Raw genomic sequence first — 15,719 nt, 5'->3', positions numbered from 1 at the left:
TTCACAAACGGTACAAGGCCGGGTCACTCCGCGGTGGCGCTGTTCCTGTGGATCTGCTGAGTGCCTCGGCGAGCGCGGGCGCCCAGACCAGCAGCGCGAGCGGGTACAGGAGGTAGCCGAAGCGGGTGGTCGGCATCAGCAGGATCGCGGCGAGCAGGCCGTACCCGCAGAAGAGCGCCGCGGTCGCCGCCGTGCGCGGCGGCCGCCGGATCAGCAGTACGGCGATCGCGAGGGCGACCGCGACCAGCAGCGCGACCGCGACGTACCGGCCGCCCGGCACCGCCTGGGAGATCAGGTAGCCGGGGAACGGCGACTGGGCGGGGCTGGTGACGAGGCCATGGCCGAGCGGGAAGCGGATCACGTTCTCCACGAACGCGTCGGCGTCGACGAGGAAGGCCGGCACCAGGGCGAGCACGGGCAGGCCGAGCGCGCCCGGCAGGAAGCGGCGGCCGTTGCCGGTGACGATCGCGAGGACCGCGAGGACGACGACGATCGGCAGGGCGAACAGCTTGAGCGCGGCGGCCGCGCCGACCGCGAGACCCGCGGCGCCGTAGCGGCCGGTCGCGCAGCAGGCCAGGGCGAGCAGCGCCAGGGCGAGCACCGGGAGATCGTCACCCCCGGTGGCCAGGGTCAGCGCGCAGATGGGCAGCACGGTGGCGAACTGCACGGCCCGGACCAGGCTCGCGGGCGCCGGCCGGGCCCGACCGGCGAGCAGCCACCCGGCCGCCACCAGCGTCGCCGCCGTCGCGACCGCGAACCAGACCCGCGCGTCGGTGAACCAGGCGTCGCCGAGCATCGCCCTCGGCAGGCCGAAGACGGCCATGCCCGGCTGGTACGGCGCGTAGCCGAGCAACCGGTCGTCCGCCGGCAGCGCGGCGATCGCGTCCGGCCCGAGGTACGGGGTACCGGTGCTCGCCAGCCGCTCGCCCATCTGCTCGACGACGTGCACCTCCTCCTGCGCCCGGCCACCGTGCCCGGCGGCGCGCTGCACCGCCTGGACGATCAACGGAAGGAGCACGGCGCCGCACCACGCCGCCCAGGTCAGCCCCATCCGCCACCGCGGCCGCCGCAGCACCAGCTGCACCACCACGACCGAGAGCGCGACGAGATAGGGCAACACCGCCCAGGCACCCCAGGCCCGGTGCGACGGCAGGGTCGAGGTCAGCGCGGTGACCAGGGCGAAGGCCGCGGCGAGGCCGTACAGCGCGGCGTCGGCGGCGAGGCCACCGCGGGCCCGGTCGAGTCGCGCTAGCAGGGTCACGCGGGCAAGTGTGGCAGAGCGGATCTGCCATGCCCCGGTGACCTGCGGTGCGGCATCCGGACTACCGAACCCGCGTTGTGCAGAACGTCACCGAGCGCGCCCGGGCGCCCGCCCGAGCCGCGTTGCAGGGCGGCGAGCAGCCGCCCGGAGGACATCGGCCGGGCGAAGAGGTGGCCCTGGCCCGCGACGCAGCCGAGCTCCCAGAGCGCGCGCCGCTGCGGCTCGCTCTCGACGCCCTCGGCGACGACGGTCAGGTGCAGGCTGCGCGCGAGGTCGACGGTCGAGCGGATGACGGCGGCGGCCTCGGACGAGGTCTCCACCGAGGTGACGAAATCACGATCGATCTTGAGCTGATGCACCTGGACGCGGGACAGCACCGACAGCGACGACACCCCGGTGCCGAAGTCGTCCAGGGCCAGCCGGACGCCGGCGTTCCGCAGCTCGCTCAGCGCCCGGTCGACCACCTCGAGCTGACTGAGCGTGAGCGTCTCGGCCAGCTCCAGCACCAGCCGGTCCGCCGCGACGCCGTGGCCGGCGAGCCGGGACAGCACGGCGCTGGGAAACGTCTCGTCCAGCAGGCTGCGCGGCGCGACGTTGACGGCGACGGGCAGATCAAAACCCGCTTCGCGCCACATCCGGTACGCGGTGAGCGACTGCTCCAGCACCGCGTCGGCGAACGCGGGCAGCTGACCGGACCGCTCGACGGTCTCGAGGAACTGCATCGGGCTCAGGCTGCCGTGCTCGGGGTGGTGCCAGCGGGCCAGCGCCTCGGCGGAGATCACTTCCCCGCTGCCGAGGTCGACGATGGGCTGGAAGTCGACAACGAACTCGTGCTCGGCGACGGCGCGGGACAGCTCGCCGCCGAGCATCAGCCGGCCGACGTCCGCGGTGTCGCGGGCGTGCGCGTAGATCGCGGTGCGCTGACCGCTGCGTTTCGCCTGGTACATGGCCACGTCGGCGCGGCGCATCAGCTCCTGCACGCCGCCGCTGGCCGGGGCCATGGCGATGCCGCCGGCGGCCTCGACGGTGAGCTGCATGCCGTCGACCACGATGTTGCGTTCCAGGTCGACGAGCATCGCCTCGGCCCGGTGGGTGGCGACCGCGGGGGCCGGCAGGCCGGTGAAGAGCACCGCGAACTCGTCGCCGCCGAGCCGGGCGACCAGGTCGCCGGGGCTTGCCGACTCCTCGAGCCGCTTCGCGACCTCGCGCAGCACCTCGTCGCCCGCGCCGTGCCCGAGGGTGTCGTTGACCTCCTTGAAGTGGTTGAGGTCGATCAGCAGCATCGCGCACATGCCGTCGGCCTTCCGGGTCCGGAAGACCTCGGTCGCCTGTTCCAGCAGCTCGCGGCGGTTGGCCAGGCCGGTGAGCGGATCGTGCGCGGCCGCGTAGGCGTTCTCGGCGTTGATCCGGGTCAGCTCCGCGTACGCCCGGGCGTTGCGGATGGCCGTGTACAGCGACGAGGCGAAGATCCGCAGCTTGTTGTGCTCGGAGTCGCTGAGCCTGACCGGCTTGCGGAAGTGCAGGCGCAGCACGCCGGCCGCCTCCGCGTCGGGGCCTTCGAGCGGCGCCTCGATGACGGAGCCCGCGCGGGCGGGCGCGGTTTCGGCCGGGCCCTCGTAGCCGACGCGGCCGGCCGAGCCGCGGACCAGCCAGGGCGGCTGCAGGTCCCGGAGCTCGACCTCCGCCTCGTCGGCGGAGAACAGTCCGGGGGCACGGGTGACCGCGGCGTGCAGCACCGAGGTGAGCTCGGTGACGTTGAGGCGATCGGTGCTGGAGGCGAGCCGGGCCCAGGCCTCCTGGTCGGCGCGCTGGCGGATCCGGTTCTTCGTCGCGAACTGGAGTGCGAACACCGCGGGCACCATGGCGACGATGAACAGCTCCTCCTGCGCCACCACGAGCGTGACGAGCATGGCGAGGCCGACGTTGATCAGCCGTACGGTCGCCATCACGTCCCAGTTCCGCCCGGAGGCCTGCAGCCAGGGTGAGCGGGTGGCCAGCGCCATCACAGTGGTGCCGAGGACCTCGTCGACGATGGCGTATGCGATCGCCGCCAGGACCAGGCCGATCGCGAGCTGCCGTAGCGAGGGCACCGTGAAGGAGAGGTCGGTGGCCGGTCGCACGTGCAGCTGGTACGCGACGACAGCGGCGACGGTGGCGGCGACCGTGTCCTTCGCGACGTTGAAGGTGACCTTCATCGGGTCGCGGAGGAACATCTTCGAGGCCAGCACCCCGGCGGCGGTGCAGAGGACCACCCACGGCAGCGGGACGGTGGCCACGGCGATGAGGATCGAGCCCGAAGTGGACGAGAAAGAACGGTTTTCCGACCGGATCCGCAACTCGATCAGCGGGCTGCCGGCCGCGGCAATGATTACGGTCAGTGCCGCAAGGTAGAGGAGCTTGCCGGGCGACACCGCGGTCGCGGAGACCCCGGCCCAGAACAGGCAGAGGAGCCCTCCAGACGCGACTAGACCGACATACAGCCGGAGCTGCCTGTCGGTCTTCGCGTCGTTCACTGCGGACGTCCCATGACCCCATGGTGACCCGCTGGCCGTACGGGCTGTCAATGCTTTGTCGTCTCGGAGTAGTCGGTTTGGTGGTCCGGCTCAGGTCCAGTCGACTTCGCGCATCGTGCGTCTCCCATCTCGTGAAATGGCGTTCTCAAACCGAAGGTCAACTTGTGCGACAGATCCCCCGCGGTTCCGCCCCTCACTTGACGACAACAGCGTAGGAAGAGGGCAGTCAGTTAGGAAGAATAATTTGTCGCTCGTTTCACGAAATGCGAGTATCTGACGGCTTTATGCCGAATGAGTGACGGAATAACAACGCTCCGCGACTATTCGGCTATCGACACTGCCTGTCATCAACGTTGCCCAAAACGGCGGCAAACGCCCTGCTGTGGGCGGGTCTCGGGGCCAAGCTGCAATGTACGTCCGATCGCATTGATGCGCCCTGCCAATAAGCGCTCTCTGGATCAATTCAATGCGTAGAACGGATTGCCATCCGAAATGGCTACGGAAAGTGGAGGATCACTGACTTTCCGACGCGAACGCGCCGGAATTTCCAAGACCGACAGCGCAAGTGGATAGGCTGTGACACGTGACGAACGCAGCGAAAATGACTCATGTCGACGCCGAAGGTGCAGCTCGGATGGTCGACGTGTCGGCGAAGGAGATCACCGTCCGCCGCGCGGTCGCCGCGGGCCGGCTGGTCACCACGGCGGAGGTGGTCGCGCTGCTGCGCGGCGACGGCCTGCCGAAGGGTGACGCCCTCGCGGTGGCCCGGATCGCCGGCATCATGGGCGCCAAGCGCACCCCGGATCTGGTGCCCCTGTGTCACCCGATCGGGCTGCACGGCGTCACCGTCGACCTGAGCATCACCGGCACCGGCGTCGACATCACCGCGACGACCAGGACCGCGGACCGCACCGGCGTCGAGATGGAGGCGCTGACCGCGGTGGCCACCGCCGGGCTCACCCTGATCGACATGGTCAAGGCGGTGGACCCCGCGGCGAGCCTCGAGGCCGTCCGCGTCCTGCGCAAGGAGGGCGGCAAGACCGGCGAATGGGTACGCCCGGAGGACCGCGCGTGATCCGCGCCCGGGTCGTCGTCGCCTCGAACCGCGCCGCGGCGGGCGTGTACGCCGACACCAGCGGCCCGCTGCTCGTCGCCGGCCTTCGCGACCTGGGCTGCGAGGTGGACCCCGATCCGGTCGTGGTGCCGGACGGCGAGCCGGTGGCCGAGGCGCTGCGTGCCGCGGTCGCCGAGGGGATCCACGTGGTCGTCACCAGCGGAGGCACCGGCGTCACGCCGACCGATCGGACGCCCGAGGCGACCCGGCCGCTGCTCGACTTCGAGGTGCCCGGCATCGCCGAGGCGATCCGCGCGTACAGCAGGGACAAGGTGCCGGCGGCGGCGCTCTCCCGCGGCCTGGCCGGCGTCGCCGGCCGCACGCTGGTGGTGAACCTGCCCGGCTCGACGGGCGGCGCCCGGGACGGCCTCGCGGTGCTCGGCCCGATCCTGGCGCACACGGTGGAGCAGATCGGCGGCGGCGACCATAGGCTCTCCTCGTGAGCGCAGAGAGCATCCCGGTCGACTGGGACAAGGCCCGCACGATGGCATACGAGGCCGGGCGCGCCGCCGTCCGCGCCGCCGAGACCGTGCCGCTCGCCGGCGCCGACGGCCGCACGCTCGCCGAGCCGCTGGTGACCCTCACCGACCTGCCGGCGTTCCCGACCTCGAGCATCGACGGCTGGGCGGTCCGCGGCCCGGCGCCGTGGTCGCCGGTCGGCCGGGTGCTCGCCGGCGAAACGGCCGGGCCGCTGACGGCGGACGGCACCTGCGTCGAGATCGCGACCGGCGCGATGGTCCCGGCGGGCGCGGACGCGGTGATCCGCGTCGAGGAGTCCACCCGCGGCGCCGACGGCCGGGTCAGCGGCGACCCGCGGCCGGTGCCCGACTGGCGGCTGCCGGGCGACGAGGCGCACCGGGGCGAAGAACTACTCCCCGCCGGAACGCCGGTCGACCCCGCCGTGCTCGGTATGGCCGCGACTTGCGGCTACGACGCGATCGCCGTCCGGCCGCTGCCCCGCGCGGCGCTGCTGGTCTTCGGCGACGAGCTGCTCACCAGCGGCCCGCCCGGCGCGGGCCGGGTCCGCGACTCCCTGAGCCCGCTCGTGCCGGCCTGGCTGCGCCGCTACGGCGCGACGGTCGACCCCGCGGCCGTACGCGGCCCGGTGCGGGACACCCTCGAGGCGCACGTCGCGGCGATCCGGGAGGCGCTCGCGGTCGCGGACGTGGTCTGCACGACCGGCGGCACGATGAACGGACCCGTCGACCACCTGCACCCGGCCCTGGCCGAGCTGGGCGCGGAGTACGTCATGAACACGGTCGCGGTGCGGCCCGGCTTCCCGATGCTGCTGGCCCGGGTGCCCGGCCCGGACGGGCGGCCCCGCTTCCTCGCCGGCCTGCCCGGCAACCCGCAGTCGGCGGTGATCGCGCTGATCTCGCTGGTCGCGCCGCTGCTGGCCGGCCTGCACGGCCGTGACCTGCCCGCGCTGCCCCGGGTCGAGCTGACGGCGCCGGTGCCGGGCCGCGGCGGCTTCACCCACCTCGCGCTGGCCGCCCTGGACCACGACGGCCGCGCGGCGACGCCGGTCGGGCATGTCGGCTCGGCGATGCTGCGCGGGCTGGCCGGCTCGCACGGCTTCGTCGTGGTCCGCCCGGACACCCAGGCCGAGGCCGGCGAGCTGGTCCCGTTCCTGCCCCTGCCGCTCTACGCCGGAGAACGCCCATGAACAAGATCGAGACGGTACGCATCGCCGAGGTCCTCGACTCCGCGCTGGACCTGGCCGCGCACGAGCGGGCGGTCGCGGACAGCCGGGCCGGGGCGATCGTGTCGTTCCAGGGCGTCGTCCGCGATCACGACGACGACCGCGGCGTGACCCTGCTGGAGTACGAGGGGCATCCCACCGCGGCGGCGGTACTGCGCGAGGTGGCGCAGGAGATCGCCGCGGATCCCCAGGTGTACGCGGTGGCCGTGTCACACCGGGTCGGCGTCCTGCAGATCGGCGACGTGGCACTGGTGGCGTCGGTGAGCACGGCGCACCGGGCGGCGGCGTTCGCGGCGTGCGCCCGCCTGGTCGACGAGGCGAAGGCCCGCCTGCCGATCTGGAAACGCCAGGTCTTCACCGACGGCACCGAGGAGTGGGTCAACTGCCCCTGAGGTGATCAGCGGCCCGGATCGCGGGGCGGCGGGATGGTGGCGGCCGGCAGCGGACCACCCGAGGCGCCGGCCCGCCCGACGCCGGCCGCCCGGTCCCAGCTCGCGGCACGCGCGGCACCGGGCTCGTGCGCGAAGTTGCGGGTACGGGCCCGCAGGCCGGCACCCCGCGACCGGGACGAACGCCCCAGCCACCGGTTGACCGGAAAGGCCGGGGCCACGCCCGGCCGCCACGGCAGGGCGTTGACCAGCAGAATCGTCGCCAGCGCGTAGGAGTTACGGGAGAGCGCGTCGGGTCCGCTCCACATCGGCGCCAACACGAACAGCAGATATGTCAGCCCGGCCGCGACCGCGAAGCCCAGCCCGGGCCGCCGGTTGCGCCCCGGCAGCGCGCGGCCGGGGTTCGCCCGCCGCCGGGCGGCCGCGTCGATCAGGATCAGCGTCGCCGGCAGCACCCAGACCAGCTCGTGCGTGTCGGTGACCGGCCCGACGATCGCCGCGGTGAGGCCGATTAGCGTGAACGCCGCGATCTCGTCGCCGTCCGCGTGCGCCGCCCGGGCCCTGATGAAACCGACCGCGACGAGCAGCAGCGAGAACGACAGCCAGAGCAGCACCGGCGTGGTCGCCGAGTCGTAGATCCGGGCCAGGACCCCGGCGAGCGACTGGTTGCCGACGGCGTCGACCGGGCCGGACCGGTCGATGCGCCACAGCACCTCGCCGAACCAGGCCGCGGTCTCCCGCGGCGTGATCATCAGCGCGCCGACCGCCGCGACCGCCGCCGTGCAGATCGCGGTGAACGCGGCCCGCCACTGCCGCGTCACGACCAGGTACGCGATGAAGAAGGCGGGGGTGACCGTCAGCGCGGTGGCGATCCCGGTGCCCAGGCCCGCCCAGGCGCCGGTGGCCCAGCCGCGCCGCAGGAGATCACCCACCGTCCGCCCCTGCGGCGGCGAGGAGGCGGGACGACCCGGCCACCAGGCGGCCCGGCTGCGTGCCCAGGCGCCGCGCCGCAGCGCGACGATGTCGGCCGTGACCATCCCGAACACCAGCAGGTCGAGCGCGCCGAGCCCGAGCGTGGCCCGCACCGGCTCCACGGTCAGGGCGAGCGCGCCCGCCGCGAGCACGACCGGCCACCGCCGCCGCCCGTAACGCCGGGCGACCGGACCCACCAGGGCTACCAGGGAGAGGCCGAGCGCGGCGACCCCGGCCAGCGCGGTCATCCACCCGGCGAGCCGGAGCGGCATCAGCGCGGCCGGTGCCACGAGGAACAGCGCCGGCGGCGTGAGCTCGGTGCCGAGCTGGCTCGACGCCGCGCGGTACGCGTACAGGCCGTCGCCCGCGGACCAGCTCTGCACCGCCGCACGGCCGACGGCGAGGCCGCTGAATCCGTACCGCTGAGCGATCGTGGTGATCGCGGCCAGGATGCCGATGACGGAGAGGGCGACCACGACGGACCCGGCAGTAGCGGGACGCGCAGCGGTCCGCCTGGCGGGCATGGCGCGACCTCCGGTAGCTCGACGGCGGCGCCGTCGAGAGCGCTTAGTCCACTTAACGCCAATAAAGCCCGTTTGGTGATTTAGTGCCCTCTTTGGGCGCCGGGCGCTAGCCGGGGAGCCGCCGCGCGGCCGAGGCCGAACGCCGGGCGATCTTCGCCTCCCGCCGGGCGGTCCGGACGGCGCGCCGCATCGACCGCTGTGAGCGCTCGACCGCATGGCTGGTCCGGTAGCCGAGGCCGGGCTTGCCCTGGGTGTCGGCGGCGGCGAGCAGCAGGCCGCCGAGCAGCCCGAGGTTCTTCAGGAAGTGCCCCTCGTGCTGGGCCCGCTCGGGCCCGGACATCGTCCAGAACGGATGCCCCGCGATGGTCGTGGGTACCAGGTTGGCGGCGAGCACCGCGGCGGCCGGCCGGGTGAAACGGCCGGTGGCCAGCATGACCCCGGCGACCAGGTCGGTGCCGGCCTTCAGCCGCACCAGGGTGCGCGCGTCGGTGGGCAGCCGCGGGTCGACCCGCTCGAGCAACGGCCCGATCCGGTCGGTGACCCGCTTGGCGGCCTCGACCTTGGAGTCGGGATTGAGGACGATACGAACTCCGCTGACCACGAAGATCGCACCGAGCATGGCGCGGGCTGTGGTACGCACAGGCTTCATAGCCTGTTTATACCCGGATCGCGAAGGTCACTCCATGAACATCGAAACCGTACGGCCCGAGCGCGCGGAAGACTTCGACGCCGTTCGGGGGGTGCTGCTGGCCGCGTTCGAGACCGACGCCGAGGCGCGGCTGGTCGAGGCGCTGCGGCTCGGCGACGCGTTCCTGCCCGAACTCAGCGTCGTCGCGGAGCAGGACGGCGCCGTCGCCGCGTTCGCCCTGCTCAGCCGCATCACGGTCGGCGATGACGCCGGCCTGGCGCTCGGCCCGGTCGCCGTCCTGCCGGAGCTGCAGAAGCGTGGCCTCGGCGGCGCGGTCATCCGGGAGGCCCTGCGCCGCGCCACCGCCGCCGGCGAGCGGCTGGTCCTCGTGCTCGGCGACCCCGCGTACTACGGGCGCTTCGGCTTCGTGCCGGCCGCGCCGTACGGGATCACCAGCGAGTGGTCCTCGTTCGGCGACGCCTGGCAGGTGCTCGTCCTCGGCACGGTCGAGGCCCGCTACCCGGCGCCCTGGCACCAGCTTTAAGTCGTGATTCCTGCCAGGCCCGACGCAGGTCGGGTCCGGTCATGGCTGGGTTCGTAGGTAGCGGCCGAAGTGCGGCACGGTGAACGCCACCGTGCCGCGCTCGCCCGAATAGATCAGGCCCTTCTTGATCAGGGCGTCCCGGGCCGGCGACAGGCTGGCCGGGCGCCGCGACAGCGCGGCCGCGATGTCCGCCGTCGGCACCGCCGCGTCCATGTCGTTCTCCGAGTCGCCCGACAGCGACGCCATCGACCGCATGTATTCGCGCTCCGCCGGCGTCGCCCGCTCGAAGCGCGACCCGAAGAAACCCACGGCCAGCTCGGCCTCGGCCTCCGGCGAGGCCACCCGGACATCCTCGGCGGTCACCGGCGAGCTCGGCGCGTGGTCCCAGGTCGCCTTCCCGTACGCCTGCACGAAGTACGGGTATCCGCCCGACTTCTCGTAGAGCAGGTCCAGCGCCTTGTCCTCGTACTCGACGTCCTCGCGCGCGGCCGGCGCGCACAGCGCCAGGTCGGCGGCGATCCGGTCGAGCCGATCGATGCGCTGATAGCGGAAGAGGCGCTCCGAGTACGACTTCGCCGCGGAGAGCACCGCCGGCAGGTGCGGCAGCCCGGCGCCGACCACGATCAGCGGCGCGCCCAGCTGCGACAGCTCGTGGCAGGCGGCGCAGAGCGCGGAGACGTCGGCCGGGCCCAGGTCCTGCATCTCGTCGATGAACAGGGCGATGCCGGTACCCACGTCCGTGGCGAGCGAGGCCGCGTCGGTGAAGAGCTCGACCAGGTCGATCTCGATGTCGCCGGAGTCGGCGCGCCCCCGCGCCGGCGGCACGTCGATGCCGGGGGTCCACCGGTCGCGCAGCTTGGCGGAGGAGTCGTTGGCGCGCAGGGCGAACGCCTTGAGCACCGCCAGCACCTCGTCGACCCGCTCGGGGTTGCGGTGGTGCGGCGCCAGCTCGCGGATAGCCATGTGCAGCGCCGCGGACACCGGCCGGCGCAGCGACTGGTCCGGCCGTGCCTCGATCTTGCCGGTGCCCCAGAGCCGGCCGATCGCGGCCGAGCGCAGGGTGTTCAGCAGGACGGTCTTGCCGACGCCGCGCAGGCCGGTCAGGACGAGGCTGCGCTCGGGGCGACCGCGGGCGACGCGCTCGAGGACCACGTCGAAGGCGCCCAGTTCGCGGCCGCGTCCGGCCAGCTCGGGCGGGCGTTGGCCGGCGCCGGGCGCGTACGGATTCCGAACCGGATCCACGGATAGCACCGTATCGGGCTCTCTAGCCGAAAAGCTAGAGATGGGATTCGAACCATCTCTACGGCTATCTAGCTTTTCCGCTAGATAGCGCTAGTCGGCGTCATACTCCTTGAGGCACAGCACGAAATCGAGGCTGTCCAGCTCGCTGTCGTAGAAGTACCACTTCGTGTATTTCGCGACCTTGCTGCACTTCGACTCGGCGTCGGCCTCGCCGGTGGTGCGGCCGTCGACCCGCTTGAGCACCTCGTAGGTGCCGCTCGCACAGGACACGATCTTGAGATCGGGGCTGTCGTCGGCCGAGCCCTCGTTGCGTACACATTGGCCCTTGCCGACGAACCGCGCGTCCTCGCTGCTCTGCGGATCGGGAACGGTGCCGGTGGTGGCGGTCGGCGCGGTCGACTGCCCGGGGTCGCCGGCCTCCGGCTTGTCGTCCCGCTGCAGGAGCCAGCCCGCGGTGCCCAGGCCGCCACAGATGAGCAGACCCAGGACGATCACCAGGACGATGATCGGGCTGTTGCGGCGCCGGACCGGCGGCGGGGCGGCGTGCGGCGGCTGCCACCCCGGCCCGCTCGGGTAACCGTAGGCGGACGAGTTCTCGATCGCCGGGGGCACCGACATCGGCTGGCCACCCCAGGCAACCTCGGGTGCGGGCGAGGACTGGGTGGCGGCGTCACCCCAGGGGTCGGCCGGCTCCGTGTACGGTTCGTCGGAACCAGACGAACCGCCGGCCGACCAACCTTGGCCGGGGTAGGGGCCGTTCTGCGACATCGGGGTTCCTCCAGGCGCGGGTTCGCTGTACGCCACCGTAGCGTGGACCCCTGACGCGTTCCCTCCCGGAATCGCGCCGTGCTGGGCTCAACTCGGTGACAACAGGGCCAATCGCCACATGTGTCGGCAAGGCGACCCTCGCGGCGCCGGCCGGACCACTACCGTTCAAGCCCATGTCGCTTCAGGTCGCCCTTTTCGCCGCCGCCTTCGGCGGCGCGGCGTCCGCCTTCATCCCCCGCACAGCCCACCGCATGGCGATCCCCGCGACGTCATACCGCCGCGCCCCACGGCCGATGTGGACCGTCACGGCGGGCGCCCTGGCGGCGGGCCTGCTGGGCGCGGCGCTCGGCCCGGCGCCGCTGCTGGTCGTGCTGCTGCCGGCGGTGGTCCTCGGCGTCCTGCTGGCGGCGATCGACCTGCGCTGCCTGCGCCTGCCCGATCCGCTGGTGGCGCTGTTCGCGGCGGTGACGGTCCTCCCGCTGTCCGTCGGCGCGCTGGCCACCGGAGAGCCCGGCCGTCTGGTCCGCGCGTTGCTGGCCGCGGCGCTGACCGGCGCGATCTACCTGATCGTGGCCATGCTCCCCGGCGACGGTCTCGGGCTGGGCGACGTGAAGCTGGCCGCGGTCCTGGCCTTCACCCTCGGCGACGCCGGCTGGTCGGCGGTCGCGATCGGACTGCTCGCCCCGCACCTGATCAACGGCCCGGTGGCGCTGTCCCTCCTGCTGACCCGCCGGGCGGAACGCCGGACGCCGCTGCCCCTGGGCCCGGCGCTGCTGGCCGGCGCCCTGGTCGCCGTGATCGCCACCGGCTAGAGGAGTCTCAGCTGCCTGTCCTTGGGCCGCGACGGCACCTTGTCGCCCATCCGCTCGAAGAGCCCGACGTCGATCGCGTCCAGGAACGGGGTCGGCGACTGCTCGCGTTCCGTGCCGTGCCGGAAGCGGCGGGCCGCGTGGCTCACGTAGAGCCGGTCCTGTGCCCGGGTCAGGCCGACGAAGAACAGGCGGCGCTCCTCGGCGGTCTCGTCGTCGGTCGGCTTGGCGCCGGGCCAGCGCAGCGGCAGCAGCCCGTCCTCGCAGCCGACCAGGAAGACCACCGGGAACTCCAGGCCCTTCGCCGCGTGCAGGGTCAGCAGGTTGACCGCCTCCGCGCGCGGGTCGAGGGCGTCGACCTCCGCGCCCGTGGCGATCTCCTGCAGGAACCGGTTCAGGTCCGTGCCGATCCGGTGCGCGAGCGGCATCAGCAGGTCGGCCGCCGTCCAGATGTCCTCCGGCGCCAGCTGCTCGGCGTCCAGCGTCGGCGCCGCGTAGCGCTGCGCCAGGACCTGTGCGGTCAGCTTGACGCGCGCCGCCGGCGAACCGGACGAGCCGTCCGCGTGGCGCAGCTCCCGGGCGATCACCTGAACCCCCGGCCGGTCCCGCAGGCGATTGTGTGACCGCTTCTGCACGGGTACGCCGGCACGTGACAGCGCGTCCACCACGACCTGGGCCTGGGAGTCGGTGCGATAGAGGACGGCGATGTCCGAGAACGACAGAGTTCCGGGCGCGACCGCCCGGGAGTCGATCCGGCCCGAGTCCAGCGAGCGGTGCGACAGCCCGCCGACGAGCTCGTCGATCGTGCGGACCACGAAGTCGGCCTCGTCCGCGACGCTGGCCGCGAAGTACCGGCCGACCAGCGGCGACTCCGGGTTCACCCGGGCCGGGTCGAGGCGGCGGCCGTTGACCAGGGTGGTCGGGGCGATCGCCTGCACGGCCGCGGCCAGGATCGGCGCCGACGAGCGGTAGTTGCGGGTCAGCCGGACCAGGCGGGCGTCGGTGAAGTCACGGGAGAACCGCAGGAAGTAGCCGACGTCCGCGCCCCGGAACGAGTAGATCGCCTGGTCCGGGTCGCCGATCGCACACAGGTTCCCGTTCGCCGGCGAGAGCAGACGCAGCAGCTCGTACTGCACGTCGTCGACGTCCTGGTACTCGTCGACGAAGACCCACTGCCAGCGCTTGCGGTAGCGCTCGACCAGCTCCGGCTCGTCGCGCAGCAGCGCGACGGGCATCGTGAGCAGGTCATCCAGGTCGACCAGGTCCTGCTGGCGCAGCAGTTTCGTGTACGCCTGATCGTCGTCGCCGGCCTGCTCACGGGCGGCGGCGCGCTCGGCGTCGTCGGCGATGCGCCAGTTGGCGCCCAGCCCGGCAGACCTGGCGTTCTCCTTCAGGATGGTCAGCCCGACGGAGTGGAACGTGCCGACCGTGATGTCCTCGGCCACGTCACCCATCAGGGCGTCGAGGCGGTGCCGCATCTCCTCGGCGGCGCGCCGGGTGAAGGTGATCGCCAGGCAGCGCTCCGGAAAGACGCCCAGCTCGGCGCAGAGATAGGCGATCCGGTGCGTCAGCGTGCGGGTCTTGCCGGTGCCCGGCCCGGCCACGATCAGCAGCGGGCCGCCGGGCGCGGACGCGGCGACGCGCTGCATGGCGTCGAGGCGGTCCAGCAGCCCGGTGCCGACCTCCTCCATGCCGGCCAGCATCGGCTCGAACGGCTCGTGTGGGCTGGCCGGCGGCGGCAGCGGCGGCGCCTTCTTCTTCGGCTCCTTGGCCGGCTTCGGCACCGGCGCGCGGCCGACCGCCGGCTCGGCCCTGCGCTGCTGCGGCACCGGTACGGGCATCAGGTCGAACAGGGTCTCGGCCTGCGGCGCGCTCTGCTTGTTCCGCAACTCGCCGGGCTCGAAGAGGGTGATGACGCCGTACTCGCCGTCGTACCCGGAGACCCGGCGCACGTCGCCGCGGCGCAGCCGGCCGATCGCCTCCCGCAGCTGCTCGCTGCCGGTCACGCCGATCTCGTCGAGCGGGACGGACCGCAGGATGTCCAGCTCCGCGCCGAGGCCGGCGACCAGGTGGTTGAGCTGCCCGTCCACGGTCTTGGACTTCGGGCCGACGCCGTTGATCTCGCCCAGGATCTCCGCGAGTTGGATCAGGTGGACCACCTGCTGCGGCCGTTCGCCGCCGCCGCTCCGGTCCGCGAGATCCTCGACGCGGCTCAGCACGCCGACGGTCAGCGGCTTGCCGCACTCCGGACAGCGGCCGCCGTGCTCCCGGGTCTGCCGCGGCGACCAGTTGACGCCGCAGGCGCGGTGCCCGTCGGCGTGGTACTTGCCCTCTTCCGGGAAGAACTCCAGGGTGCCCGCGAGGGTGTGCCCGTCCTTGATCGCGAAGTAGTCCGGCGTACCGGTGAACAGCGTCGCCTCGCGGCCCAGCGCCGCCGGCGAGTGCGCGTCCGAATTGGACACCAGGCGGTAGCGGTCGAGGCTGGAGACCCGCCAGTTCATCTCCGGGTCGGAGGAGAGGCCGGTCTCGACCGCGGTGATGTGGTCGGCGAGGTCGGCGTAGCAGTCGGCGATCGCGTCGAAGCCGGACTTGGAGCCGAGCGCGGAGAACCAGGGCGTCCAGATGTGCGCGGGCACGAGGTAGCCGTCCGGGCTGGCCTCGAGCACGATCTCGAGCAGGTCGCGGGAGTCGAGGCCGAGGATCGGCCGGCCGTCCGCGGTGAGATTGCCGATCCGGCCGAGCGCGGTGTTGAACCGGGCGGCGGCGTCGAGATCCGGCAGGTAGATCAGGTGGTGCACCTTGCGGGTGCGGTCGTCCCGCTTGTAGATCGTGGAGATCTCGACACTGAGCATGAAGCGTGCGCTGTCGGTGCCCTGCAGGATCGGCGGAAGCCGGCGGCTGACCTCCTGCTCCGCGTCCGGGCTCAGCCGGAACAGGCCCGGCTCGTCGGCGGGATGCAGATTCTCGCGGAGGTGGTCGAACCAGGCCGGATGCGTGAAGTCGCCGGTGCCGAGCACCGCGATGCCCTTGCGGCGGGCCCACCAGGCGAGGTTCGGCAGGGTGAGGTCACGGCTGCAGGCGCGCGAATACTTGGAGTGGATGTGCAGATCCGCGACGTATGTGTCCGCGGCAGCCGAGGACCCTTCGCTAACCGAGGGCACGCCGCATCCTGTCACGACCGCCGGGCGCGCCACGAGCCGCCACGCGCGAAGTGACATAACCGATCCACGATTGAATCCTGGGGAGATCCGTG

At 72.7% G+C, this 15,719-nt stretch carries 13 protein-coding genes; 6 read left to right on the top strand and 7 right to left on the bottom strand.

Annotation, left to right across the window (positions count from 1 at the left end):
* Window position 1: 1 nt before the first annotated feature.
* Both ACIBSW_RS36320 and ACIBSW_RS36315 read right to left on the bottom strand, forming a co-directional pair.
* A complete protein-coding gene (locus ACIBSW_RS36320; protein WP_354722311.1) occupies window positions 2-1,261 on the bottom strand; it encodes a glycosyltransferase 87 family protein in 1,260 nt (419 codons plus the stop codon).
* A complete protein-coding gene (locus ACIBSW_RS36315; protein WP_354722312.1) occupies window positions 1,258-3,537 on the bottom strand; it encodes a bifunctional diguanylate cyclase/phosphodiesterase in 2,280 nt (759 codons plus the stop codon). The genes ACIBSW_RS36320 and ACIBSW_RS36315 overlap by 4 nt, the downstream gene beginning before the upstream one ends.
* 838 nt (window positions 3,538-4,375) lie before the next feature.
* Between ACIBSW_RS36315 and moaC the strand changes: the two genes are divergently transcribed.
* Genes moaC through ACIBSW_RS36295 form a run of 4 tightly spaced genes read left to right on the top strand, consistent with a single transcriptional unit; the run spans window position 4,376 to window position 6,982 of the window.
* Window positions 4,376-4,849: a cyclic pyranopterin monophosphate synthase MoaC gene (gene moaC / locus ACIBSW_RS36310; RefSeq protein WP_404799577.1), complete on the top strand. Its 474-nt coding sequence runs from the start codon at window positions 4,376-4,378 to the stop codon at window positions 4,847-4,849.
* Window positions 4,822-5,331 (top strand): MogA/MoaB family molybdenum cofactor biosynthesis protein, encoded by a 510-nt coding sequence (locus ACIBSW_RS36305; protein WP_354722314.1) that lies wholly within the window; start codon window positions 4,822-4,824, stop codon window positions 5,329-5,331. The genes moaC and ACIBSW_RS36305 overlap by 28 nt, the downstream gene beginning before the upstream one ends.
* 41 nt (window positions 5,332-5,372) lie before the next feature.
* Complete coding sequence (locus ACIBSW_RS36300) at window positions 5,373-6,554, top strand: molybdopterin molybdotransferase MoeA (protein WP_354722371.1); 1,182 nt, start codon at window positions 5,373-5,375, stop codon at window positions 6,552-6,554.
* Entirely contained in the window at window positions 6,551-6,982 is a 432-nt protein-coding gene (locus tag ACIBSW_RS36295; protein WP_354722315.1) for a molybdenum cofactor biosynthesis protein MoaE, read from the top strand. Before ACIBSW_RS36300 ends, ACIBSW_RS36295 begins: the two co-directional genes overlap by 4 nt.
* Before the next feature lie 5 nt (window positions 6,983-6,987).
* On the opposite strand, the gene ACIBSW_RS36290 is transcribed toward ACIBSW_RS36295, so the two are convergent.
* A complete protein-coding gene (locus tag ACIBSW_RS36290; RefSeq protein ID WP_354722316.1) occupies window positions 6,988-8,475 on the bottom strand; it encodes a glycosyltransferase 87 family protein in 1,488 nt (495 codons plus the stop codon).
* A gap of 106 nt (window positions 8,476-8,581) precedes the next feature.
* Window positions 8,582-9,124 carry a DoxX family protein gene (locus ACIBSW_RS36285; protein ID WP_354722317.1) on the bottom strand — a complete coding sequence of 181 codons (543 nt, stop codon included), beginning with the start codon at window positions 9,122-9,124 and terminating at the stop codon, window positions 8,582-8,584.
* 34 nt (window positions 9,125-9,158) lie between these two features.
* On the opposite strand from ACIBSW_RS36285, the gene ACIBSW_RS36280 reads away from it, so the two are divergent.
* Window positions 9,159-9,647: an N-acetyltransferase gene (locus ACIBSW_RS36280; protein ID WP_354722318.1), complete on the top strand. Its 489-nt coding sequence runs from the start codon at window positions 9,159-9,161 to the stop codon at window positions 9,645-9,647.
* A gap of 39 nt (window positions 9,648-9,686) precedes the next feature.
* On the opposite strand, the gene ACIBSW_RS36275 is transcribed toward ACIBSW_RS36280, so the two are convergent.
* Both ACIBSW_RS36275 and ACIBSW_RS36270 read right to left on the bottom strand, forming a co-directional pair.
* Entirely contained in the window at window positions 9,687-10,889 is a 1,203-nt protein-coding gene (locus ACIBSW_RS36275) for an ATP-binding protein (protein WP_354722319.1), read from the bottom strand.
* A 90-nt stretch (window positions 10,890-10,979) separates the two neighbouring features.
* Window positions 10,980-11,657: a hypothetical protein gene (locus ACIBSW_RS36270; protein ID WP_354722320.1), complete on the bottom strand. Its 678-nt coding sequence runs from the start codon at window positions 11,655-11,657 to the stop codon at window positions 10,980-10,982.
* A gap of 173 nt (window positions 11,658-11,830) precedes the next feature.
* Between ACIBSW_RS36270 and ACIBSW_RS36265 the strand changes: the two genes are divergently transcribed.
* A complete protein-coding gene (locus ACIBSW_RS36265; protein ID WP_354722321.1) occupies window positions 11,831-12,469 on the top strand; it encodes an A24 family peptidase in 639 nt (212 codons plus the stop codon).
* Here the strand turns inward: ACIBSW_RS36265 and ACIBSW_RS36260 are convergent.
* Window positions 12,466-15,684 carry a UvrD-helicase domain-containing protein gene (locus ACIBSW_RS36260; protein ID WP_404799569.1) on the bottom strand — a complete coding sequence of 1,073 codons (3,219 nt, stop codon included), beginning with the start codon at window positions 15,682-15,684 and terminating at the stop codon, window positions 12,466-12,468. The two genes, ACIBSW_RS36265 and ACIBSW_RS36260, sit on opposite strands and share 4 nt — an antisense overlap.
* Window positions 15,685-15,719 lie beyond the last annotated feature (35 nt).

This window comes from Actinoplanes sp. NPDC049668 (assembly GCF_044465445.1).
In the GTDB taxonomy this organism is placed as follows: Bacteria; Actinomycetota; Actinomycetes; order Mycobacteriales; family Micromonosporaceae; genus Actinoplanes.
This window is presented reverse-complemented; position numbering and strand designations above follow the sequence as displayed.